Genomic DNA, 21,616 nt, shown 5'->3' with positions numbered 1-21,616 from the left:
GTTCACATGGTCGGCACGAAGTAGGTGCGCAGGACGGCCTCTTCGCGCGCGACTTCGCGCCGCAGCGAGGCCCGCATGATCGCCGAGGCGCGGACATAGCCGGGCCAGTCCGCCATCACCTGCCGCAGCGTCCAGGTGCCGATATGGCTGCTCGACGTGGCGCGCGAGACATTGGTCGCGTCCCGCAGCGATAGCAGCGCCGGATCCGTCTTCCCCGCGGCGATCAGTTGCTCGCACAATGCCACCACTTCGCGCCGCCGCGCGCTGCTCGCGCGGGTGAGGCGGTAGCGCACCGCCATCACCGCCTTGTCGTCGCAAGTCGCGGCATGGGTAAGCTGCTCGAGTTCGTCGAGCGCGGCGAGCATCTGGGCGTGGTAGCGGCGCAAGTCTTCCATCCGGCTCTTATAGGCAGCCGAACCGAGCTAACGACGACTCAAGCTTGTTTTACCTGCGGTTAGCGCGTCCAGTCGAGCATGTCGGCGGTCACCCAACCATAGACATAGTTGAGGTAGAAGGCGGTGAACAGCACCGCCGAGAGGATCGTGGTGCGCACCACGATCTTCGTTGGGTTGAAGCTGTGCGGCGCGCTCGGCGCCTGGCCGGGGACGAGCGGCACGCCCGCCTCCTCGCTGGTCCGCACCCCGAAGGGCAGCACGAAGAACACCGACATCGCCCAGAAGAGCGTATAGATCGCGAGCGCCGACTGCCACTTCATGGCTGCAAGTTACGCCTCGATCAGCAGCACGTCCACCACCGGCTTCTTGCCGGTGAAGCGCACCGCCACCCGCCGCACCGCGAGCCGCAGCGACTCGCGCAGCTTCTCGCGGTCGCGCCAGTCCTTCTTCACCGCCTCGACGGCGGCATCGGCGGCGGCTTCGATCAGGTCCTCGCGGTCCTCTTCCACCGGCACGCCCTGGACGCGGATCTGCGGCGCGCCGAGCAGCTTGCCCTTGCGGTCGATCGCCACCGCGACCGACATCTGGCCGTACAGCGAAATCCGCCGCCGCTCGCCCATCGTCGCGCCGTCGGCGGGGAGGATCACGTCGCCGTCGAGCACGAGGCGGCCGACCGGCGCATGGCCGATCTTGGCGGGACCATCGGGCGCGAGGCGGATGATCTCGCCATTCTGCTGCTGCACCGCTCTGGGCACGCCCTGCGACAGCGCGAAGCGGGCCTGTTCGTGCATGTGGCGGATTTCGCCATGCACCGGCACGATGATCTCCGGCCGGATCCACTTGTACATCTCGGCCAATTCGGGCCGACCCGGATGGCCCGAGACATGGACGAAGGCCTGGCGGTCGGTGATGATGTCGACGCCCTTGTCGGCGAGCGTGTTCATGATCTTGCCGATCGCGATCTCATTGCCCGGGATCTGGCGCGACGAGAACACCACCAGGTCGCCCTGGTGCAGCTTGAGCACATGGCTGCCCTCGGCGATGCGGTTGAGCGCCGCGCGCGGCTCGCCCTGGCCACCGGTGGCGACGATCAGCACGCGCGAGGCGGGCAGCGTCATCGCCTTGTCGAAATCGATCAGCTCGGGGAAGTCGCGGAGATAGCCGGTCGCCTTGGCGACGCGGATGATGCGGTCGAGCGAGCGCCCGGCGACGCAAAGCTCGCGCCCCGTATCGCGCGCGACTTCGCCCAGCGTCTGCAGCCGCGCCGCATTCGAGGCGAAGGTGGTGACGAGCACGCGGCCCTTGGCGCCGGCGACCACTTCGTCCAGGCCCTTGCGCACGTCCGCTTCCGAGCCCGAGGCTTCGGGATTGAACACGTTGGTCGAGTCGCACACCAGCGCGAGCACGCCCTTGTCGCCGATCGCGGTAAGTTCCTCGGCAGTCGCCGAACCGCCCAGCGACGGCGCCTCGTCGAGCTTCCAGTCGCCGGTGTGGAACACCTTGCCGTACGGCGTCTCGATCAGCACCGCATTGCCCTCGGGGATCGAATGGGCGAGCGGGGTGTAGGTGATCGTGAACGGGCCGATGTCGAACGGCCCCTCTTCCTTGACGACGTTGAGCTCGATGCGGTCCTCGATCCCTTCCTCGGCCAGCTTGCCGTGGATCAGGCCGGCGGTGAACGGCGTCGCATAGAGCGGCACGCCGAGATCGGCGGCGAGATAGGGCAGCGCGCCGATATGGTCCTCATGCCCGTGCGTCAGCACGATGCCGAGCAGGTCGTCTACCCGGTCCTCGATGAACTGGAGATCGGGCAGGATCACGTCGATGCCCGGATAGCTGGCATCGCCAAAGGTGATGCCGCAATCGACCATCAGCCATTTGCCGTCGCAGCCATAGAGATTGACGTTCATGCCAATCTCGCCCGAGCCGCCGAGGGCGAGGAAGAGCAGTTCGTTTCTTGGGGTCACTTAATTTCCTTGCTGGCTGCGTTCCCACAGCATCGCCAAGCCCTGGATGGTGAGGTCGGGCTCGATCGTATCGAACACCGATGTATGCGTTTCGAAGAGAATCGCCAGCCCACCCGTCGCAATAACCTTGGACGGCCGACCCACCTCGGCCTTGAGCCGCGCGACCAGCCCCTCGATCATCGCGATATAGCCCCAGTAGATGCCGATATGCATCTGATCGACCGTATTGCGACCGATCACGCTGGCACTGTCCGGCGCGGAGATGGCGATGCGCGGCAGCTTGGCGGCGGCGGTCACCAGTGCGTCGAGGGAGAGGTTGATGCCCGGCGCGATGATCCCGCCCTTATAGGCGCCGCGATAATCGACCACGTCGAAGGTGGTCGCGGTGCCGAAATCGATGATCAGCAGGTCGCCCGCGTGGCGGGCATGGCCGGCGAGCACGTTGAGCGCACGGTCGGCGCCGAGATTCTGCGGCTCGTCGACGTCGAGCGCAAAGCCCCATTCGGCGCTGCCCTTGCCGGCGATCACCGCCTCGGTCTTGAAGTATTTGCTGGCGAGCACCTCGAGATTGTGGAGCGCGCGCGGCACCACCGTGCCGACGATCACCCCGCTCACCGCGCTACGATCGAAACCCTCCAGCGCCAGCAACTGGCTGAGCCACACCGCATATTCGTCGGCGGTGCGGCGTGGATCGGTGGCGATGCGCCAGCGGGCGCGGATCTCGCCGCCGTCCACCAGCGCGAACACGACATTGGTATTGCCGGCGTCGATCGCGAGCAGCATCGCCCTTCCCTCTTCCTCGTTACAGCAGGAACACGTCGCCCGCGTGAATGGCACGGGTCGTGCCGTCGGCCAAGCGCAGGATCAGCGCCCCGCTCGAATCCAGCCCGCCGAACAGCCCGTCGAAGCTCGATCCGTCGGCGAGCCGGGCGGTGAGCGCGGTACCCTCGGGATGCGCCTTGGCCAGCCAGCGCTCGCGCACCGGCCACATGCCTTCGCCCCGCCAGCGCTCCAGCCAGCGGCCGAAGCTCTCGGCGAGCACCTCGGCGAAAATGTCGGGGGCGACGGTGACGCCCTGCGCGGCGAGGCTCGTCGCGGCGCGGTCGAGCCCCTCGGGCGCCGCCGCGAGGTTGACGCCGATGCCGACCGCGATCGCATCCCCCGCCCGCTCGAGCAGGATGCCGGAGAGCTTGGCGCCCTCCACCAGCAGGTCGTTGGGCCATTTGAGCATCGGCGATACGCCGAACGCGCGCACCGCCTCTTCCAACGCGACGGCCGAGAGCAACGCCAGCGTCGCCGGCGACGGATCGCTCGGGCGCACCCGGACCAGCGTGGAGATGTAAAGATTGCCCGCAGGCGAAACCCAGGCGCGCCCCTGCCGGCCCTTGCCGGCGGTCTGGCGTTCGGCCCGGAGCCACAGCCCTTCCCCGGCGCCCGTGAGCGCCAGGGAAAGGATGTCGGCATTGGTCGATCCCGTCTCGGCGACGGTCCGGATCACAGGCGTCAGAACAGCGCCTTCGCAGCGACCAGCGACCAGGTGCCCATCGCCCCCAGGACGAGCCAGCCCACCGGCGAGATCACCACCGCGCTGATCGCGATCAGGCCGCCCTCGACGAAGTTGGTCTTGCCGGCAAAGGCCGGCGCCGGATCGTCGAAGTACATCGTCTTGACGATCTTGAGGTAATAATAGGCACCGATCGTCGAGGCCGCCGCGCCGACCGTTGCGAACACGATCAGGCCCGAATGCACGGCCGCGATGAACACGCCCAGCTTGGCGAAGAAGCCGAGCAGCGGCGGGATGCCGGCAAGGCTGAACATGAAGATCGCCAGCGCCGCGGCGAGACCCGGGCGGGTCCGCGACATGCCCGAGAGGCTCGCGATCGTCTCGATCGGCTCGCCGTCCTCGCCGCGCATCTGCAGCACCACCAGGAAGCCGCCGATGGTCATGATCACGTAGATCGCCATGTAGAGCAGCACGCTCGCCACGCCTTCCTCACCGCCGGCGGCGAGGCCGATCAGCGCGAAGCCGACATTGTTGATCGACGAATAGGCAAGCAGCCGCTTGATGTTGGTCTGGCCGATCGCCGCCACCGCACCGAAGATGATCGACGCGAGCGACGCGAAGATCACGATCTGGCGCCATTCGAAGATCGCCGGCCCCATCGCGTCGACCGCGACGCGCACCGCCATCGCCACCGCCGCCACCTTGGGCGCCGAAGCGAAATAGGCGGTGACCGGGGTCGGCGCGCCCTCGTACACGTCCGGCGTCCACATGTGGAACGGCACCGCCGACATCTTGAAGGCGAGCCCCGCGAACACGAAGACCAGGCCGAACAGCAGACCGGTATGCTGGCCGCCGCTGGTGCCGGCGCTATAGGCTTCGGCGATGCCGCCGAACAACGTCGTACCGGCGAAGCCATAGACCAGGCTGATGCCGTAGAGCAGGATGCCCGAGGCCAGCGCGCCCAGAACGAAATACTTCAGGCCCGCTTCCGCCGAACGCGTGTCCCGCCGCATGAAGCTGGCGAGGATGTACGCCGAAAGGCTCTGCAGTTCGAGGCCGACATAGAGGGTCAGCAGGTCGCCCGCCGACACCATCATGCCCATGCCCACCGTGGAGAGCAGGATCAGCACCGGATATTCCGGACGCAGATCCTCGCCCGAGGTGCGCTGGAAGAAGTTCGGCGCGATCAGGATCGACACCGCGGCGGCGACATAGATCACCACCTTGGCGAAGGTCGCGAACGCATCCGCGCGGAACAGCCCACCGAACGCGACGCCGCCGGTCGAGGCAGGGCCCGCCAGCGCGATGCCGGCGCCGGCGAGCAGCGCCACCGAGGCCCAGCTCACCAGCTTGGTCGATGCCTGGCCGCCAAAGGCAGCGACCAGCATCAGGACGATGGATCCCGCCGCGAGCACCAGCTCGGGCAGCGTCATGAGGAGTTGCATGGAATAGGACATCAGTGCGCCCCCTCGTGCGCGGAGGCTTCATGGGTGGGTGCCGCCTGCGGCGAACCCGGCGTGGGCTTGGAGTCGCTGATCGACAGGGTGTGCGCGGCGCTGTCGAGGCGCTGCGTCAGCCGCGCGACGTCGGCGCGCATCGGTGCGGTGAAGCTGGTCGGGTACACGCCCATCCACAGGACCACGGCAGCCAGCGCCACCAGCATCGCGACTTCGCGGCCGTCGAGGTCCGGCATCGCCTTCACATCGTCCTTGGTCAGGTCGCCCCACACCACCCGACGGAACAGGTAGAGCATATAGGCGGCGCCGAGGATGATGCCGGTGGTGCCGATCAGCGCGGTCCAGGTCGAGACCTGGTACACGCCGGCGAGGCTGAAGAATTCGCCGACGAAGTTGCTGGTGCCCGGCAGGCCGATCGAGGCCATGGTGAACAGCAGGAACAGCACGGCATAGCGCGGCATGTTGATCGCCAGGCCGCCATAGCGGTCGATCTCGCGGGTGTGCAGGCGATCATAGATGATGCCGACGCACAGGAAGAGCGCACCCGAGACGACGCCGTGGCCCAGCATCACCATCATCGCACCGTCGATGCCGTTCGCGTTGAAGGCGAACAGACCCATGGTGACGATCGCCATGTGCGCGACCGACGAATAGGCGATCAGCTTCTTCATGTCGCTCTGCACGAGTGCGACGAGCGAGGTGTAGACCACCGCGACGCAGGACAGCGCGAACACCACCCACATGAACTGTACCGACGCGACCGGGAACATCGGCAGCGAGAAGCGCAGGAAGCCATAGCCGCCGAGCTTCAGCAGCACACCCGCCAGGATGACCGAGCCCGCGGTCGGCGCCTGCACGTGCGCGTCGGGCAGCCAGGTGTGGACCGGCCACATCGGCATCTTCACCGCGAACGAGGCGAAGAAGGCCAGCCACAGCCAGGTCTGCCAGTTGGCCGGGAAGTCATGCGCCATCAGCACCGGGATCGAGGTGGTGCCCGTGTTCAGCACCATCGCGATCATCGCGATCAGCATCAGCAGCGAGCCGAGCAGCGTGTACAGGAAGAACTTGTACGACGCATAGATGCGGTTCACGCCGCCCCAGATGCCGATGATCAGGTACATCGGGATCAGGCCGCCTTCGAAGAAGACGTAGAACAGGAACAGGTCCTGCGCGGCGAAGGTGCCGATCATCAGCACTTCGGTCGCGAGGAACGCCGCCATATACTCGGGCACGCGCTTGGTGACCGAGAGCCAGCTCGCCCCGATGCAGATCGGCATCAGGAACAGCGAAAGCTCGATCAGCAGGAAGGCGAAGCCGTCGATGCCGAGCGCCCAGGAGAACTCGGCGCCGCCCATCTTGAACAGCGTGACATGCTCGACGAACTGCCACTGCGGGGCACCGTCGCCATGCTGGAACTGCGTCCAGAGCCAGGCACCCAGCGCCAGGTTGACGAGCGTCGCGAGGAGCGCCGTCCAGCGGGCGCCCTGGGCGCCCACGAACAGGCAGAGCACTGCGGCAACCGCAGGCACCGCGAGCAGGACGGAAAGGATCGGAAAGCCGGTCATTATTCCATCACCTCGCAATGACCCAGGTGAGCGCGGCGGTGAGCCCGATCAGCATGACGAAGGCATAGGTGTAGAGATACCCCGATTGCAGCTTGACGGCCCCGAAGCTTCCGAACTGCACCAGGCGCGCCGCGCCGTTGGGGCCGAACCGGTCGATCGTCTGCTCGTCGCCGCGCTTCCAGAACAGCCGCCCGATGGCGAATGCGGGACGCACGAAGAGCAGGTTGTAGAGCTCGTCGAAATACCACTTGTTGAGCAGGAACAGATACAGCGGACGCACCTGCTCGGCGAAGGCCGCCGGGAAGCCCGGCGAAACGATGTACGCGAAGATCGCGGTGCCCAGGCCCAGCAGCATCGCCACCGTGGCCGAGAGCTTCACCCACACCGGCACTTCATGCATCGCGTGCATCAGATGCTCGTTGAAGGCCAGCGCGCCGTGCCAATAGGTCTCGCCCGCGCTCGGCTCGATGAAGAAGCCGTGGAAGACGAAGCCGGCGGCAACCGCACCGATCGACAGCAGGATCAGCGGGATCAGCATGACCAGCGGGCTCTCGTGCGGGTGGTAGCCCGCCGTGCCGTCACCGTGATCGTGCGCGTGGTGATCGTCATGGCCGTGCGCGGCGTGCGCGTGCGCATGATCGTCATGACCATGGCCGTGCGCATCGTGCACCGCATGCTGGATGTGCTCCGAAGCGGCCCAGCGCGGCTTGCCGTGGAAGGTCAGGAACACCACGCGCCACGAGTAGAAGCTCGTCAGCAGCGCGACGACCACGCCGACCCAGAACACGCCGGTGTTACCCGAGGCGAAGGCCGCCTCGATGATCGCGTCCTTCGAGTGGAAGCCGGCAAAGCCGAACGCGACGGGATTGCCGAACAGCGCGGGGATGCCGACGCCGGTGATCGCGAGGGTGCCCGCCATCATCGCCGTGTAGGTCAGCGGGATCTTCTTCCAGAGGCCGCCATAATAGCGCATGTCCTGCTCGTGGTGCATCGCGTGGATAACCGAGCCGGCGCCGAGGAACAGCAGCGCCTTGAAGAAGGCGTGCGTGAACAGGTGGAACATCGCCGCGCCGTACGCGCCGACGCCCGCTGCGAAGAACATGTAGCCGAGCTGCGAACAGGTCGAATAGGCGATCACGCGCTTGATGTCGGTCTGCGTCGTGCCGACGGTGGCGGCGAAGAAGCAGGTGGCCGCGCCGATCACCATCACGACGTGCATCGCGACCGCGCTCTGCTCGAACAGCGGCGACATGCGGCAGACCATGAACACGCCCGCGGTCACCATGGTCGCGGCGTGGATCAGCGCCGACACCGGGGTCGGGCCTTCCATCGCGTCCGGCAGCCAGGTGTGCAGGCCGAGCTGGGCCGACTTGCCCATCGCGCCGACGAACAGCAGCAGGCAGAGCACGGTGATCGTGTCGAAGCGGTGGCCGAGGAAGCCGATCGTCGAACCCGCATGGTTCGGCGCCGCCGCCAGGATCGTCGGAATGTCGACGGTGCCGAACACCAGGAACACGCCGAAGATGCCGAGCATGAAGCCGAGGTCGCCGACGCGGTTGACCACGAAGGCCTTGATCGCCGCGGCGTTGGCGCTGGGCTTGCGGAACCAGAAGCCGATCAGCAGGTAGGACGCGAGACCCACGCCTTCCCAGCCGAAGAACATCTGCACCAGGTTGTTCGCGGTCACGAGCATCAGCATCGCGAAGGTGAACAGCGACAGGTACGCGAAGAAGCGCGGCTGGTCCGGCTCCTCGCTCATATAGCCCCAGCTATAGAGGTGGACGAGCGCCGAGACGCTGGTGACCACCACCAGCATCACCGCGGTCAGCGCGTCGACGCGCAGTTCCCAGGCGAAGCTCATCGTGCCCGAGGTCATCCAGTGCAGCACCGGGGTAACCGTCGGCGCGGCCGAGCCGCTGAGGTAGGAGAGGAAGATCGGCCAGGACAGGCCGCACGCCACGAACAGCGAGCCCGTGGTGACGATCTTGGGCAGCGCGGCGCCGAACGATTTGTTCACGAGCCCCGCAACGGCTGCCGCGAGGAGCGGCAGGAATACGATGATCAGAATGGACGACATCAGCCCTTCATCCGATTGACGTCGTCGACCGAAATCGTGCCGCGACCGCGGAAATAGATGACCAGGATCGCAAGGCCGATCGCGGCCTCACCGGCGGCGACGGTCAGCACGAACATCGCGAACACCTGGCCGACCAGATCGCCGAGGAACGACGAGAAGGCGACGAGATTGAGGTTCACCGCCAGAAGGATCAGCTCGATCGCCATCAAGATGACGATCAGGTTCTTCCGGTTCATGAAGATGCCGAGCACCCCCATGGTGAACAGGATGGCCGAGACGACCAGATAATGGGTTAGCGAGATCACAGCTCCATCCCCTGCCCGACCGCCGGGTTCATGTTACGGGTGGCGTCCTTGGCGCGGCGGGCGTTCTGGCGCGCAATGTTCTGCGGCCGCACGTCGCTGCGCTTGCGGTAGGTCAGCACGATCGCACCGATCATCGCGACGAGCAGCACCAGGCCGGCGCCCTCGAACACGAACAGATAGCGCGTGTAGAGCAGCGCACCGATCGCCTCGATGTTCGGCACGCCGTCCGCCACCGGGGCGACGCGGCGGCCGAGCGCCAGCGTGCCGGCGCTCCAGGCGCCCACCGCGACGATGATCTCGGCGACCAGCGCCAGCGCGAGCAGCGCGCCGACAGCGGCATACTTCATCACGCCCGCGCGGAGCTCGGTGAAGTCGATGTCGAGCATCATCACGACGAACAGGAAGAGCACCGCGACCGCGCCGACATAGACGATCACCAGCAGCATGGCGATGAATTCGGCGCCCACGAGCACCATCAGGCCCGCGGCGTTGAAGAACGCCAGGATGAGCCAGAGGACGGAATGTACCGGGTTACGCGACAGGATCGTGAATGCGCCAGAGACGCACACGATGATCGCGAACAGGTAAAAGGCGAGAAGCTGGATCACGGAATCGGATGGCCCCTTTGAATGGTGCGGCGCTTAACGGTACGGCGCGTCGGCGGCAAGGTTCGCCGCAATCGCGCGTTCCCAGCGATCGCCGTTCGCGAGCAGCTTATCCTTTTGATAAATCAGCTCTTCACGCGTTTCGGTGGAAAATTCGAAATTCGGCCCCTCGACGATCGCATCGACCGGGCACGCTTCCTGGCACAGGCCGCAGTAAATGCACTTGGTCATGTCGATGTCGTAGCGCGTCGTGCGGCGGCTGCCGTCGTCGCGCGGTTCGGCCTCGATCGTGATCGCCAGCGCCGGGCACACCGCCTCGCACAGCTTGCACGCGATGCAGCGCTCTTCCCCGTTGGGATAGCGGCGCAGCGCATGCTCGCCGCGGAAGCGGGGCGAGAGCGGGTTCTTCTCGTATGGATAGTTAATCGTCGCCTTGGGCTTGAAGAAATACTTCAAGGTCAGGGCATGCGCCTTCACGAACTCCCACAGAGTCCAGGTGCGGACGAAACTTGCGACGCTCATGCGGGCACTCCAACCCGGGTCAGCATGAGGTACCCGGAAACGAGGAAGACGAAGAGAAGCGACAGCGGCAGGAAGATCTTCCAGCCCAGGCGCATCAGCTGGTCATAGCGATAGCGCGGGACGGTGGCCTTCACCCAGCTGAAGCAGAAGAAGAAGAACAGCATCTTGGCGAAGAGCCAGAGAATGCCCGGCACCATGTAGAGCACCGGAATGTCAAACGGCGGGAGATAGCCGCCCCAGAACAGCGTCGCGTTGAGCGCGCACATCAGGATGACGTTGGCGTACTCGCCGAGCCAGTAGAGCGCAAAGGCCATCGACGAATATTCGGTCTGATAGCCCGCGACCAGCTCCGACTCCGCTTCGGTCAGGTCGAACGGCGCGCGCTGCGTCTCGGCGAGCGACGAGATGAAGAACACGATCGCCATCGGGAAGAGCAGCGGGTTGACGAAGTTGCCGTTGACGAAGCCGTAATAGCCCTTCTGCATCTCGACGATCGCGCCGAGATTGAACGAGCCGGCCCAGAGCACGACCGAGATCAGCACGAAGCCGATCGAGACTTCGTAGCTCACCATCTGCGCGGCCGCGCGGATCGCCGAGTAGAACGGGTACTTCGAGTTGGACGACCAGCCGGCGAGGATGATGCCGTACACGCCCAGCGACGAGGCCGCGAGCACGTAGAGCAGGCCGACATTGATGTTCGACAGCGCGACGCCCGCTTGGAACGGCACCACCGCCCACACGATCAGTGCGACCGTGAAGGTGATGATCGGCGCGAGCAGGAACAGGCCCTTGTTCGCGCCCGACGGCACGATGGTTTCCTGCAGGAACACCTTCAGGCCGTCGGCGAAGGACTGCATCAGACCGAGCGGACCGACGACGTTCGGGCCGCGGCGCAGCGCCATCGCCGCCCAGATCTTGCGATCGGCATAGATGATCATCGCGACGGCCAGCATCACCGGCAGCGCGATGACGAGGATGTCGATGACCGTGGCGACGGTCCAGGCCAGCTCGAAGGGCAGGCCGAGATAGGTGAACCAGGAGGTCATTCTGCGGCCTCTGCGAAGTCTTCGCCATGGAGCAGTTCGGCCGAGCAGCGCTGCATCGTCGGCGACGCACGGCAGATGGCGTTGGTGAGATAGAAGTCGGCGACCGGATAGGTCACCGGACCCGAAGCCTGCGAAGCGAGCGACGGCGGGTTCCATGCGAACTCGGCAAGGCCTTCCTGGCCGAGCGCCGGAACCTCGCTCGCCATCGCGGCGCGCAGCTCGTCGAAGCTGTCGAACGGCAGCGTGCGGCCAAGCTTTTCGGAGAGCGCGCGCAGGATCGTCCAATCCTCGCGGGCCTCGCCCGGTGCGAACACCGCGCGATCGGCGCGCTGCACGCGGCCTTCCAGGTTCACATAGGTGCCCGGCTTCTCGGCATAGGTGGCGCCCGGCAGGATCACATCGGCATGATGCGCGCCCTGGTCGCCATGATGGCCGATATAGACCTTGAAGCTGCCGGCGAACTTCGAGAAGTCGACCTCGTCGGCGCCCAGGAAGAAGGCGAGCTTCGGCGCGGCCGCAACGATGTCGGCAATGCCGCCCTTCTGCGCATAGCCGAGCATCAGGCCCGCCATCCGCGCCGCCGCGGTGTGGACGACGTTGAAGCCATTCCACGCCGCCTCGGTCTCGGTCGCGGCGCGCTGGAAGGCACCCGCGATCGCGAGCGCGGCACCATGGCCGTTCTTCAGGGCACCCGGGCCGAGGATCAGCGCCGGCTTCTTGGCATTGTCGATCGCCTGGGCGAGATTTTCCGGCAGGCTGTTCAGCAGCCCCAGATCGTCGCCCAGCCACTCGACCTTGTAGGTGAGATCCACCTGCGGGCCGATCGCGAACACCTTGGCGCCGCGCTTGATCGCCTTGCGCACGCGGGTGTTCACCAGCGGCGCTTCCCAGCGCAGGTTGGTGCCGACCAGCAGGATCGCATCGGCCTCTTCGAGCGCCGCGATGGTGGTGTTGAACGCCACTGCCGCCAGGCTCGACGTGTCGTAGGCCATGCCGGTCTGGCGGCCTTCGAGCAGGTCCGAACCGAACGCCTTCACCAGCGCCTTGGCGGCATACATGGTCTCGGCATCGAGCAGGTCGCCGGCGATCGCCGCGACGCTCGAGCCCGCCGTGGCGGCCACGCCCGCAATCGCGTCGAACGCTTCTTCCCACGTCGCCGGGACCAGCTTGCCGTCCTTGCGGACGAACGGGCGGTCGAGACGGCGGCGGACCAGCGCGTCGACATGGTAGCGGGTCTTGTCGTGCGCCCACTCCTCGTTCACGTCCTCGTTGATGCGCGGCAGGACGCGCATCACCTGGCGGCCGCGGCTGTCGAGGCGGATGTTGGTGCCGACCGCATCCATCACGTCGATCGACAGGTTCCGCTTGAGCTCCCAGGGGCGATATTCGAACGCGACCGGCTTGTGGGTCAGCGCGCCGACCGGGCACAGGTCGGCGACATTGCCCGAAAGCTCGCTCTTGAACGCCTTTTCGAGATAGGTTGTGATCTGCATGTTCTCGCCGCGATAGATCGCGCCGATATCCTCCACGCCAGCCACTTCCTCGCCGAAGCGAACGCAGCGGGTGCACTGGATGCAGCGGGTCATCACCGTCTTGATGATGGGACCCATATACTTCTCGGTGACCGCGCGCTTGTTTTCCTCATAGCGCGACTGGCCACGGCCATAGGCGACCGACTGGTCCTGCAGGTCGCACTCGCCGCCCTGATCGCAGATCGGGCAATCGAGCGGGTGGTTGATCAGCAGGAATTCCATCACGCCTTCGCGCGCGGCCTTCACCATCGGGCTGTCGGTGCGGACTTCCTGGTTGTCGGCAGCCGGCAACGCGCACGAAGCCTGCGGCTTGGGCGGTCCGGGCTTCACCTCGACCAGGCACATGCGGCAATTGCCGGCGATCGAAAGCCGTTCGTGATAGCAGAAGCGCGGGATTTCCTTGCCCGCGGCCTCGCAGGCCTGAAGCACGGTGGCGCCCTGGGGCACCTCGACTTCGATTCCGTCTACTTTGAGCTTGGGCATTATTCCGTCTCTTCCGTCAGATCGAGGCGACGCTCGATCCGATCGAGCCGATGGTTGATAGCGGTAATCTCGGCCTGCATCCCGAAGATCGACGTGGTGATCCCACGGGTGAAATCCTCGAGCGCGGAAACGCGAACCGCCAAAGACGTCATGTCACGCCGCACCGACGCCAGATCGCCCTGCATCCGTTTCAGGATCTCGAGCATCAGGTCGGCGCGGTCGTCGGTCACTCGGCGGCCTCCATCAGCGGCGCCGCGCCGCCCGCCTTGCGCTCGGTGATCCGGCGCTCGATCTCGGGGCGGAAATGGCGGATCAGGCCCTGGATCGGCCAGGCGGCCGCGTCGCCCAGGGCGCAGATGGTGTGGCCTTCGACCTGCTTCGTCACCTGCTGCAGCGTGTCGATCTCGCTGATGTCGGCGTCGCCGGTGCGCAGCCGCTCCATCACGCGCCACATCCAGCCGGTGCCTTCGCGGCACGGGGTGCACTGGCCGCAGCTCTCATGCTTGTAGAAGTAGGAGAGCCGACTGATCGCGCGGACGATGTCGGTCGACTTGTCCATCACGATGACGGCAGCGGTGCCGAGGCCGGAGCCGAGCGCGCGCAGACCGTCGAAGTCCATCGGGCAGTCCATGATCTGGGCTGCCGGCACCAGCGGCACCGACGAACCGCCCGGGATCACCGCGAGCAGATTGTCCCAGCCGCCGCGGATGCCGCCGCAATGCTTTTCGATCAGCTCGCGGAACGGGATCGACATGGCCTCTTCGACCACGCACGGCTTGTTCACATGGCCCGAGATCTGGAAGAGCTTGGTGCCCTTGTTGTTCTCATTGCCGAAGCTGGCGAACCACTCCGGCCCGCGCCGCAGGATCGTCGGCGCGACCGCGATCGACTCGACATTGTTGACCGTGGTCGGGCAGCCATAGAGGCCCGCACCTGCCGGGAACGGCGGCTTGAGCCGCGGCTGGCCCTTCTTGCCTTCCAGGCTCTCGATCATCGCGGTCTCTTCGCCGCAGATATAGGCGCCGGCGCCGCGATGGACGAAGACGTCGAAGTCATAGCCCGAACCGCAGGCATTCTTGCCCAGCAGGCCGGCGGCATAGGCCTCGGCGACCGCCGCGAACAGCGTCTCGGCTTCGCGGATATACTCGCCGCGGATGTAGATATAGGCCGCCCGCGCGCGCATCGCGAAGCCCGCGACCAGCGCGCCTTCGATCAGCAGGTGCGGATCGTGGCGGATGATCTCGCGGTCCTTGCACGAGCCGGGCTCGGACTCGTCGGCATTGATGACGAGGAAGCTCGGACGCTCGGGCGTCGGGTTCTTCGGCATAAAGCTCCACTTCATGCCCGTCGGGAAGCCGGCGCCGCCCCGCCCGCGCAGGCCCGAGGCCTTGATGCGGTCGATGATGGTGTCCTGCCCAAGCTCCAGCAGCGCCTTGGTGTTGTCCCACGCGCCGCGTGCACGCGCCGCGTCGAGATGCCACGACTGGTAGCCGTAGAGATTGGTGAAGATGCGGTCCTTGTCTTCCAACATCAGCCTTCAGCCCCGTCGCGGAGTTCGAGACGCCGTTCGATGCGGTCCATCCGCAGTTCGAACCGGTCCATCCGCTTGATCAAATTACTCATCTGCACTTCCACTCCGGCGACGCGATGCGACGCCGTCGCCACCAGATCCTCGACACCCGCCACGCGACCCTTGAGATCGCTGAGATCCAGGCCGATCGCGTCCACCTTCGCGCTGATCCGCTTCAGCAGCTCCAGCGTGTGGCTCGCAATGTCCTGGGGTATGGCGGTCATCAGCGCCCCTTCCCTACCAGCTTCTGGACGAACAAGTAGAAAATCACCGCAAGCCCGATCAGCACGGCGATGCCGATCAGGTGAAACGCCAGCTTGAGCACCCATCCCAGCACGACGATACCGCCGATGATCGCCAGGATGGTAATGATCAGGCTGTTCGATCCACCCATTACCATTCGCCCCGATAGTCATGGTTCTCGCCGACCATCGCGGTAAGCGTCGTCGGTCCGCCCAGCGGCTCGACGGTGTGGCGGCCCGGCTCCTGCGTGCCGGTCTTGGGGCTCTCGCCCTTGGCCAGCGCGTCGAGGATCGCGAGGGTGCGATCATAATCGAGATCTTCGAAATTGTCGTCGTTGATCTGCACCATCGGCGCCGACGCGCAATTGCCCATGCACTCGACCTCGGTGAGCGTGAACAGCCCGTCCGCGGTGGTGTGGCCCTTCTTCAGCCCGCGCGACTTGCACGCGGCCATCACGTCGTCCGACCCGCGCAGCATGCACGGCGTCGTGCCGCAGACCTGCACATGGTAGCGGCCGACCGGCACCAGATTGAACATGGTGTAGAAGGTCGCGACCTCGAACACGCGGATATAGGGCATGTCCAGTTCGCGGGCGACGAACTCGATCACCGGAACCGGCAGCCACCCTTGCGTGTTCGTCTCGGCACCCACCTGGCGCTGCGCCAGATCGAGGAACGGGATGGTGCACGACATCTGGCGGCCCGCCGGATAGCGCGCCATGATCTCGCGCGCCTTCTCGGCATTGGCCGGCGTCCAGGCGAAATTGCCCCAGCGCGCGCGCACTTCGGCTTCGTCGGGGAGTTGAGGAGCGTCAGCCATCAGCGGTCACATTCACCGAAAACGATATCCATGGCGCCCAGGATGGCGGTGATGTCCGCCAGCATGTGCCCCCTGGACATGAAGTCCATCGCCTGCAGGTGGCTGAACGCGGTCGGGCGCACCTTGCAGCGATAGGGTTTGTTGGTGCCGTCCGACACCAGATACACGCCGAATTCGCCCTTGGGGCTTTCGGTCGCGACATACACTTCGCCCGCCGGCACGTGATAGCCTTCGGTGAAGAGCTTGAAGTGATGGATCAGCGCTTCCATCGACTGCTTCATCTCGCCGCGCTTCGGCGCACCGACCTTGCGATCGAGCGTCAGGACCGGGCCTTCCGGCATGTCCTGGATGCACTGCTTGATGATGCGGGCCGACTGGTAGACTTCCTCGACGCGGACCATGAAGCGATCATAGCAGTCGCCGCGGGTGCCGACCGGGATCTCGAAGTCGACGCGGTCGTACACGTCGTACGGCTGCGCGCGGCGGATATCCCAGGGGATGCCGGCGGCGCGGATCATCGGGCCGGAGAAGCCCCACTTGATCGCGTCCTCGCGGCTCACGATCGCGATGTCGACGTTGCGCTGCTTGAAGATGCGGTTCTCGGCGACCAGGCTGATCGCGTCGCCGAACAGCTGCGGCAGGCGCGTGTCGAGCCATTCCGCGATGTCGTTGAGCAGCTTGACCGGCACGTCCTGGCGAACCCCGCCGACGCGGTAATAGTTCGAGTGCATGCGCGCACCCGAAGCCCGCTCGAAGAAGTTCAGGCAGTCCTCGCGGATCTCGAACATCCACAGGTTCGGCGTCATCGCGCCGACGTCCATCACGTGCGAACCCAGGTTCAGCATGTGGTTGCAGATGCGGGTCAGCTCGGCGAACAGCACGCGCAGATACTGGCCGCGCAACGGCACCTCGAGATCGAGCAGTTTCTCGACCGCGAGCACATAGCTGTGCTCCATCGCCAGCGGCGAGCAGTAATCGAAGCGATCGAAATACGGCAGCGCCTGGGTGTAGGTCTTGTACTCGATCAGCTTTTCGGTGCCGCGGTGGAGCAGGCCGACATGCGGATCGATGCGCTCGATGATCTCGCCGTCCAGTTCGGTGACGAGACGGAGCACGCCGTGCGCCGCGGGATGCTGCGGGCCGAAGTTGATCGTGTAGTTCGCGATCGAGGTATCGCCCGTCGCCGGGTCGATGTCGCGCTCCATGATCTTGTCGACGGTATCGCTCATTTGTTCTGCCCTTCGCCCTTGGTCGGGACGACGTCCGGATCCTTGGGCTTTTCGCCGGGCTGGTTGCCCGGGTGCGGCTGACCGGCGCCGGTCTGGGCCGGGGTATCGGTGGTCTTGGCTTCCTTGACCGGCGGCGTCGGCACCGGCGCGGCGGGCGCCTTCTCGTCGCCGGGGAGGACGTACTTGGCGCCTTCCCACGGGCTCATGAAGTCGAAGTTGCGGAAGTCCTGCGCCAGGCTGACCGGCTCATAGACGACGCGCTTCGCCTCTTCCGAATAGCGCACTTCGACATACCCGGTCATCGGGAAGTCCTTGCGCAGCGGATGCCCCTGGAAGCCATAGTCGGTCAGGATGCGACGGAGATCGTCATTGCCCGAGAACAGCACGCCATACATGTCGTACGTCTCGCGCTCGAGCCAGCCGGCGACCGGCCAGATGTCGGTCACGCTAGGCACCGGCTTTTCCTCGTCGGTGGTGACGCGGACGCGGATGCGGTGGTTCCGGGTGAACGAGAGCAGCTGGTAGACGACGTCGAAGCGCTCAGGCCGCTGCGGATAGTCGACACCGGCGATCTCGCTGAGCTGCTGATATTCCAGGCCCGGCGTGTCGCGCAGCGCGATCATCGCGTCACACAGCTTCTCGCGGACGACGGTGAGCGACACCTCGCCCACGGCATCCTTCGCCTCGACCAGCATGTCGCCGAGCGCGGCCTTGGCCGCCTCGATCACGCCGTCGTTGGCGGCATAGCGGGGAGCCGGCGCCCTCACCGGTCCAGGCTCCCGATGCGGCGGATCTTCCGCTGCAGCTGCATCACGCCGTAGAGCAGCGCCTCGGCGGTCGGCGGGCAGCCGGGGACGTAGATGTCCACGGGCACCACGCGATCGCAGCCGCGCACGACGCTGTAGCTATAGTGGTAATAGCCGCCGCCATTGGCGCAGCTGCCCATCGAAATCACGTATTTCGGTTCCGACATCTGGTCATAGACCCGGCGCAGCGCCGGCGCCATCTTGTTGCACAGCGTGCCCGCGACGATCATCACGTCCGACTGGCGCGGCGATGCGCGCGGGGCGGCACCGAACCGCTCCATGTCGTAGCGCGGCATGTTGACGTGGATCATCTCCACCGCGCAGCACGCCAGACCGAAGGTCATCCACCAGAGCGAGCCGGTACGGGCCCATTGGAACAGCTCCTCGGTGGAGGTGACCAGGAAACCCTTGTCCGAAATCTCGGCATTGATGTCGTTCAGGAAGCCGACGTCCGGGAGCGTACCGGCCGGGGGCGGCGCCGAAAGCTCTACTCCCATTCCAGGGCTCCCTTCTTCCAGGCATAAATCAGGCCGAGCGCCAGCTCGGCGACAAAGATCATCATCGAAAACCACGCGGTCCAACCGAGTTTGAACACGCTCACCGCCCACGGATACAGGAAGGCGGCTTCCAGATCGAACACGATGAACAGGATCGCGACGAGGTAGAAGCGCACGTCGAACTGGCTGCGCGAATCCTCGAAGGCGGGGAAGCCGCACTCATATTCGGTGAGCTTTTCCGGCGTCGGCTTGTTCGTGCCGGTGAGGCGCGACACGAGCATCGGCAGGAACACGAACGTGCCCGAGAGCAACAGGGCGATCCCAAGGAATATCAGGATCGGCAGATATTGTGACAGGTCGACCAATGGCCTTCTCTTCTCGCGACTGCGGAATCTTGGGGGGCTTCTAGGACCATGAAACCAGTGCGGCAAGGCCCCGAACCGGTGAGAATCATTCGCAATTGTTAAGCCGCGCTGAATGGGTCCGAAGCGGCTTCAGCCAAGCGTATGAATTCGGATGGAATGCGCGGTTCCGTCGACCGGCGCCTGGGCCGGTCACTGCCATGCTCACGCTCCCCCGCCCTGCTTCGCACGGCGTGACAACCCAGGCATTTCAATGTCTTACGAACAAAGACTTCGATAACGCGACGGGAACAACGTACATTTCGGCCTCCGTACGCGCACGGAGATGCCTCAGCGCAGCGCGTTGGCGACCAGCTTGTGGAGCTTCGAATGGAGGCCGTCGTTCGCCGCGAGGAACTGGTTGCGCTGCATCGCCATGTCCTGGCCGCGATAGTCCGTGACGAAGCCGCCGGCCTCCTTGACGAGCAGCATGCCCGCCGCGACGTCCCACGGCTTCAGGTCCGATTCCCAGTAGCCGTCGAACCGGCCCGCCGCGACCCAGGCGAGATCGAGCGCGGCCGAGCCGAGCCGGCGGATGCCCGCCACTTCGGGTGCCACCGCACCGAAGATGCGGCTCCACTCGGCGAAATTGCCATGGCCCATGAACGGGATGCCGGTCGCGATCAGGGCCTCGGACAGGTCGCGGCGCGACGAGACGCGCAGCCGCTGGTCCTGCAGCCAGGCGCCGCGGCCCTTCTCGGCCCAGAAGCTCTCGTCGGTCAACGGCTGGTAAACGAGACCATGGGTGATCTCGGGCTTGCCCTGGCTGCCGTTCGGATCCTCGACCGCGATCGCGATCGAGAAATGCGGGATGCCGTGGAGGAAATTGGTGGTGCCGTCGAGCGGATCGACGATGAAGCGCGGCTTGTCGGGATCGCCCGGCAGCTCGCCGCCCTCTTCGGCGAGGATGCGCCAGTCGGGACGCGCCTTGCGCAGTTCCTCGATCAGCGTCTGCTCGGCGCGCTTGTCGGCCATGCTCACGAAATCGGCCGGGCCCTTGCGGCTGACCTGCAGGTGCTGGACCTCGTTGAAGTCGCGACGCAGCCGCGGGGCCGCCTTGCGTGCGGCACGGTCCATGACGGTGAGAAGGCCGGAATGCGCTACCATATCAATCTCTCTCCCTGCCGCTGCTGCGGGGGACTAAGGAAGGCCTGACCCGAAAACGGGAAAAGGGGACGCAGGCCTGCCGTCCCCTTCCCTTCGCATGTTCGGCCGAAGCCGGCAGATCAGTCCGCGCGGCGGACGTAGGTCTGCTCGTACACGTCGACGACGATGCGCGTGCCCGATGCGATGTGCGGCGGCACCATGATGCGCACGCCGTTGTCGAGCACAGCCGGCTTGTACGAGGACGAAGCCGTCTGGCCCTTCACCACCGCATCGGCCTCGACGATCGTCGCTTCGATCGTGTCGGGCAGCTGCACGCTGATCGGCTCTTCGTCATAGAGCTCCATCAGCACGTCCATGCCGTCCTGCAGGAAGGCCGCCGCCTCGCCGAGCAGGTCGCGCGGCAGCGTCGTCTGGTCGTAGGTTTCCTTGTCCATGAACACGAGCATGTCGCCTTCCGGATACAGGAACTGGAAATCCTTGGTGTCGAGGCGCACGCGCTCCACGGTCTCGGCCGAGCGGAAGCGAACATTGTTCTTGCGGCCGTCGCGCAGGTTCTTGAGTTCGACCTGCATATAGGCACCGCCCTTGCCGGGCTGGGTGTGCTGGATCTTGACGGCGCGCCAGATGCCGCCCTCATATTCGATGATGTTGCCGGGACGGATGTCCACGCCGCTGATCTTCATGGATCGTGCCTGTATGTGAGAAAGAGCTGAGCGGGGCCCTTTAGCTCCGCCCGGGCTTTCCCGCAAGCAGCGGATAGGGATCGACGTTGGTGCCCTGCCACCAGCCCTCGCCGGGCGCCATGTGCTTGACCTCGAAATGCAGGTGCGGCGCGCCGCCATCGGCGCTGCCGCTGGTGCCGACGGTGGCGATCGGCTGGCCTTGGCGGACGGCCGTGCCTTCTTGCACGCCGATCGTGTCGAGATGCGCGTAATAGTGCACCGTCCCACCGTCGGGGGTGCGGACATAGAGCGTGTGGCCGCCGAGATCGCTCTCGAACTGCTTCTCGACCGTGCCCGACGCCGCGGCGAGCACCGGCGTCCCCTTGGGCGCGAGGATGTCGATCGCATGGTGCTCGCGGCTGCCGTCGCCGCGGGGCTCGCCCCAATTGTCGCGCAGCGCCGACGCGGGGACGCCCTGCACCGGGAGGATCAGCCCGGAAGACGCTGCCGGCGCGGCCACCGGCTTCGGGGCCGCAGCCTGGACGCGCGGCGCCTGCCCCGCCGGCAGGAAGCGCACGCGCGACACCAGCAGCGCGAGCAGCGCCACCACCACCAGCCCCGCGATCAGGCCGAAGCGACTCATGGCCTTGCTCCGAACAGCCGCGACAGAAGAGCACCGCCCACCTGAACGCCGTCATCCCGGCGAAAGCCGGGATCCATTGGGGTCACCGTCGCAGCGCCAGCTTCGACCGAAAGGCGAATGGATCCCGGCTTCCGCCGGGATGACGATCGCGAGGCGGATGGCTTGGCCGCACCGCGCACGG

25 protein-coding genes are annotated in these 21,616 nt (G+C 65.8%); all 25 read right to left on the bottom strand.

Going from position 1 to position 21,616, the window contains the following annotated elements; genetic code table 11:
* Positions 1–2: 2 nt before the first annotated feature.
* Positions 3–395 (bottom strand): hypothetical protein, encoded by a 393-nt coding sequence (locus SAZ01S_RS05255; protein ID WP_084580753.1) that lies wholly within the window; start codon positions 393–395, stop codon positions 3–5.
* A gap of 59 nt (positions 396–454) precedes the next feature.
* A complete protein-coding gene (locus SAZ01S_RS05250; RefSeq protein ID WP_084580751.1) occupies positions 455–715 on the bottom strand; it encodes a DUF1467 family protein in 261 nt (86 codons plus the stop codon).
* A gap of 9 nt (positions 716–724) precedes the next feature.
* The gene (locus tag SAZ01S_RS05245) at positions 725–2,362 is read right to left on the bottom strand and encodes a ribonuclease J (RefSeq protein ID WP_084580749.1); all 1,638 of its coding nucleotides are present in this window, start codon (positions 2,360–2,362) and stop codon (positions 725–727) included.
* The gene (locus SAZ01S_RS05240) at positions 2,363–3,145 is read right to left on the bottom strand and encodes a type III pantothenate kinase (protein WP_084580747.1); all 783 of its coding nucleotides are present in this window, start codon (positions 3,143–3,145) and stop codon (positions 2,363–2,365) included.
* Between the two features lie 19 nt (positions 3,146–3,164).
* Positions 3,165–3,860, bottom strand: coding sequence for a biotin--[acetyl-CoA-carboxylase] ligase (locus SAZ01S_RS05235; RefSeq protein WP_084580745.1), 696 nt, complete (start codon positions 3,858–3,860; stop codon positions 3,165–3,167).
* 5 nt (positions 3,861–3,865) lie between these two features.
* Positions 3,866–5,323: an NADH-quinone oxidoreductase subunit NuoN gene (gene nuoN / locus SAZ01S_RS05230; protein WP_084580743.1), complete on the bottom strand. Its 1,458-nt coding sequence runs from the start codon at positions 5,321–5,323 to the stop codon at positions 3,866–3,868.
* Complete coding sequence (locus SAZ01S_RS05225; RefSeq protein ID WP_084580741.1) at positions 5,323–6,888, bottom strand: NADH-quinone oxidoreductase subunit M; 1,566 nt, start codon at positions 6,886–6,888, stop codon at positions 5,323–5,325. Before SAZ01S_RS05225 ends, nuoN begins: the two co-directional genes overlap by 1 nt.
* A gap of 7 nt (positions 6,889–6,895) precedes the next feature.
* On the bottom strand, positions 6,896–8,965 hold the full coding sequence (gene nuoL, locus SAZ01S_RS05220) for an NADH-quinone oxidoreductase subunit L (RefSeq protein WP_084580739.1): 2,070 nt from the start codon (positions 8,963–8,965) through the stop codon (positions 6,896–6,898).
* A complete protein-coding gene (gene nuoK / locus SAZ01S_RS05215; RefSeq protein ID WP_084580737.1) occupies positions 8,965–9,270 on the bottom strand; it encodes an NADH-quinone oxidoreductase subunit NuoK in 306 nt (101 codons plus the stop codon). The genes nuoL and nuoK overlap by 1 nt, the downstream gene beginning before the upstream one ends.
* The gene (locus SAZ01S_RS05210) at positions 9,267–9,878 is read right to left on the bottom strand and encodes an NADH-quinone oxidoreductase subunit J (RefSeq protein WP_084580735.1); all 612 of its coding nucleotides are present in this window, start codon (positions 9,876–9,878) and stop codon (positions 9,267–9,269) included. Before SAZ01S_RS05210 ends, nuoK begins: the two co-directional genes overlap by 4 nt.
* A gap of 33 nt (positions 9,879–9,911) precedes the next feature.
* Positions 9,912–10,397, bottom strand: a complete 486-nt coding sequence (nuoI, locus tag SAZ01S_RS05205; protein WP_010545143.1) for an NADH-quinone oxidoreductase subunit NuoI — start codon at positions 10,395–10,397, stop codon at positions 9,912–9,914.
* Positions 10,394–11,443, bottom strand: a complete 1,050-nt coding sequence (gene nuoH / locus SAZ01S_RS05200) for an NADH-quinone oxidoreductase subunit NuoH (RefSeq protein ID WP_084580733.1) — start codon at positions 11,441–11,443, stop codon at positions 10,394–10,396. The genes nuoI and nuoH overlap by 4 nt, the downstream gene beginning before the upstream one ends.
* The gene (nuoG, locus tag SAZ01S_RS05195; RefSeq protein WP_084580731.1) at positions 11,440–13,458 is read right to left on the bottom strand and encodes an NADH-quinone oxidoreductase subunit NuoG; all 2,019 of its coding nucleotides are present in this window, start codon (positions 13,456–13,458) and stop codon (positions 11,440–11,442) included. Before nuoG ends, nuoH begins: the two co-directional genes overlap by 4 nt.
* A complete protein-coding gene (locus SAZ01S_RS05190) occupies positions 13,458–13,688 on the bottom strand; it encodes a hypothetical protein (protein WP_084580729.1) in 231 nt (76 codons plus the stop codon). Before SAZ01S_RS05190 ends, nuoG begins: the two co-directional genes overlap by 1 nt.
* On the bottom strand, positions 13,685–14,989 hold the full coding sequence (gene nuoF, locus SAZ01S_RS05185; protein WP_084580727.1) for an NADH-quinone oxidoreductase subunit NuoF: 1,305 nt from the start codon (positions 14,987–14,989) through the stop codon (positions 13,685–13,687). The genes SAZ01S_RS05190 and nuoF overlap by 4 nt, the downstream gene beginning before the upstream one ends.
* Positions 14,989–15,252 (bottom strand): hypothetical protein, encoded by a 264-nt coding sequence (locus SAZ01S_RS05180; protein WP_084580726.1) that lies wholly within the window; start codon positions 15,250–15,252, stop codon positions 14,989–14,991. The genes nuoF and SAZ01S_RS05180 overlap by 1 nt, the downstream gene beginning before the upstream one ends.
* Positions 15,252–15,422 (bottom strand): hypothetical protein, encoded by a 171-nt coding sequence (locus SAZ01S_RS23960; RefSeq protein ID WP_167693078.1) that lies wholly within the window; start codon positions 15,420–15,422, stop codon positions 15,252–15,254. Before SAZ01S_RS23960 ends, SAZ01S_RS05180 begins: the two co-directional genes overlap by 1 nt.
* Complete coding sequence (locus SAZ01S_RS05175) at positions 15,422–16,090, bottom strand: complex I 24 kDa subunit family protein (protein WP_084580724.1); 669 nt, start codon at positions 16,088–16,090, stop codon at positions 15,422–15,424. The genes SAZ01S_RS23960 and SAZ01S_RS05175 overlap by 1 nt, the downstream gene beginning before the upstream one ends.
* Positions 16,090–17,319 carry an NADH-quinone oxidoreductase subunit D gene (locus SAZ01S_RS05170; protein WP_084580722.1) on the bottom strand — a complete coding sequence of 410 codons (1,230 nt, stop codon included), beginning with the start codon at positions 17,317–17,319 and terminating at the stop codon, positions 16,090–16,092. Before SAZ01S_RS05170 ends, SAZ01S_RS05175 begins: the two co-directional genes overlap by 1 nt.
* On the bottom strand, positions 17,316–18,086 hold the full coding sequence (locus SAZ01S_RS05165) for an NADH-quinone oxidoreductase subunit C (RefSeq protein WP_084580720.1): 771 nt from the start codon (positions 18,084–18,086) through the stop codon (positions 17,316–17,318). The genes SAZ01S_RS05170 and SAZ01S_RS05165 overlap by 4 nt, the downstream gene beginning before the upstream one ends.
* Positions 18,083–18,622, bottom strand: coding sequence for a NuoB/complex I 20 kDa subunit family protein (locus SAZ01S_RS05160; RefSeq protein WP_066718245.1), 540 nt, complete (start codon positions 18,620–18,622; stop codon positions 18,083–18,085). Before SAZ01S_RS05160 ends, SAZ01S_RS05165 begins: the two co-directional genes overlap by 4 nt.
* Complete coding sequence (locus SAZ01S_RS05155; RefSeq protein ID WP_084580718.1) at positions 18,613–18,987, bottom strand: NADH-quinone oxidoreductase subunit A; 375 nt, start codon at positions 18,985–18,987, stop codon at positions 18,613–18,615. The genes SAZ01S_RS05160 and SAZ01S_RS05155 overlap by 10 nt, the downstream gene beginning before the upstream one ends.
* Before the next feature lie 327 nt (positions 18,988–19,314).
* Positions 19,315–20,130, bottom strand: a complete 816-nt coding sequence (locus SAZ01S_RS05150; RefSeq protein WP_084580716.1) for an inositol monophosphatase family protein — start codon at positions 20,128–20,130, stop codon at positions 19,315–19,317.
* A gap of 119 nt (positions 20,131–20,249) precedes the next feature.
* Positions 20,250–20,813 (bottom strand): elongation factor P, encoded by a 564-nt coding sequence (gene efp, locus SAZ01S_RS05145; protein WP_010545156.1) that lies wholly within the window; start codon positions 20,811–20,813, stop codon positions 20,250–20,252.
* A gap of 40 nt (positions 20,814–20,853) precedes the next feature.
* Positions 20,854–21,435 (bottom strand): M23 family metallopeptidase, encoded by a 582-nt coding sequence (locus tag SAZ01S_RS05140; protein ID WP_084580714.1) that lies wholly within the window; start codon positions 21,433–21,435, stop codon positions 20,854–20,856.
* Positions 21,436–21,616 lie beyond the last annotated feature (181 nt).

The sequence above is a fragment of the Sphingomonas azotifigens NBRC 15497 genome (assembly GCF_002091475.1).
In the GTDB taxonomy this organism is placed as follows: domain Bacteria; phylum Pseudomonadota; class Alphaproteobacteria; order Sphingomonadales; family Sphingomonadaceae; genus Sphingomonas; species Sphingomonas azotifigens.
The sequence above is the reverse complement of the archived record's forward strand: the minus strand, read 5'-3'. Positions and strand labels throughout refer to the sequence as shown.

What these genes read in the sequence shown, in the direction of transcription:
- SAZ01S_RS23960 (WP_167693078.1), bottom strand. Translation starts at nt 15,422, where the DNA reads ATGGGTGGATCGAACAGCCTGATCATTACCATCCTGGCGATCATCGGC.
- nuoI (WP_010545143.1), bottom strand. Translation starts at nt 10,397, where the DNA reads ATGAGCGTCGCAAGTTTCGTCCGCACCTGGACTCTGTGGGAGTTCGTG.
- SAZ01S_RS05240 (WP_084580747.1), bottom strand. Translation starts at nt 3,145, where the DNA reads ATGCTGCTCGCGATCGACGCCGGCAATACCAATGTCGTGTTCGCGCTG.
- nuoF (WP_084580727.1), bottom strand. Translation starts at nt 14,989, where the DNA reads ATGTTGGAAGACAAGGACCGCATCTTCACCAATCTCTACGGCTACCAG.
- SAZ01S_RS05170 (WP_084580722.1), bottom strand. Translation starts at nt 17,319, where the DNA reads ATGAGCGATACCGTCGACAAGATCATGGAGCGCGACATCGACCCGGCG.
- nuoL (WP_084580739.1), bottom strand. Translation starts at nt 8,965, where the DNA reads ATGTCGTCCATTCTGATCATCGTATTCCTGCCGCTCCTCGCGGCAGCC.
- SAZ01S_RS05255 (WP_084580753.1), bottom strand. Translation starts at nt 395, where the DNA reads ATGGAAGACTTGCGCCGCTACCACGCCCAGATGCTCGCCGCGCTCGAC.
- SAZ01S_RS05225 (WP_084580741.1), bottom strand. Translation starts at nt 6,888, where the DNA reads ATGACCGGCTTTCCGATCCTTTCCGTCCTGCTCGCGGTGCCTGCGGTT.
- SAZ01S_RS05160 (WP_066718245.1), bottom strand. Translation starts at nt 18,622, where the DNA reads ATGGGAGTAGAGCTTTCGGCGCCGCCCCCGGCCGGTACGCTCCCGGAC.
- SAZ01S_RS05175 (WP_084580724.1), bottom strand. Translation starts at nt 16,090, where the DNA reads ATGGCTGACGCTCCTCAACTCCCCGACGAAGCCGAAGTGCGCGCGCGC.
- efp (WP_010545156.1), bottom strand. Translation starts at nt 20,813, where the DNA reads ATGAAGATCAGCGGCGTGGACATCCGTCCCGGCAACATCATCGAATAT.
- SAZ01S_RS05140 (WP_084580714.1), bottom strand. Translation starts at nt 21,435, where the DNA reads ATGAGTCGCTTCGGCCTGATCGCGGGGCTGGTGGTGGTGGCGCTGCTC.
- nuoN (WP_084580743.1), bottom strand. Translation starts at nt 5,323, where the DNA reads ATGTCCTATTCCATGCAACTCCTCATGACGCTGCCCGAGCTGGTGCTC.
- nuoG (WP_084580731.1), bottom strand. Translation starts at nt 13,458, where the DNA reads ATGCCCAAGCTCAAAGTAGACGGAATCGAAGTCGAGGTGCCCCAGGGC.
- nuoH (WP_084580733.1), bottom strand. Translation starts at nt 11,443, where the DNA reads ATGACCTCCTGGTTCACCTATCTCGGCCTGCCCTTCGAGCTGGCCTGG.
- SAZ01S_RS05150 (WP_084580716.1), bottom strand. Translation starts at nt 20,130, where the DNA reads ATGGTAGCGCATTCCGGCCTTCTCACCGTCATGGACCGTGCCGCACGC.
- SAZ01S_RS05250 (WP_084580751.1), bottom strand. Translation starts at nt 715, where the DNA reads ATGAAGTGGCAGTCGGCGCTCGCGATCTATACGCTCTTCTGGGCGATG.
- SAZ01S_RS05180 (WP_084580726.1), bottom strand. Translation starts at nt 15,252, where the DNA reads ATGACCGCCATACCCCAGGACATTGCGAGCCACACGCTGGAGCTGCTG.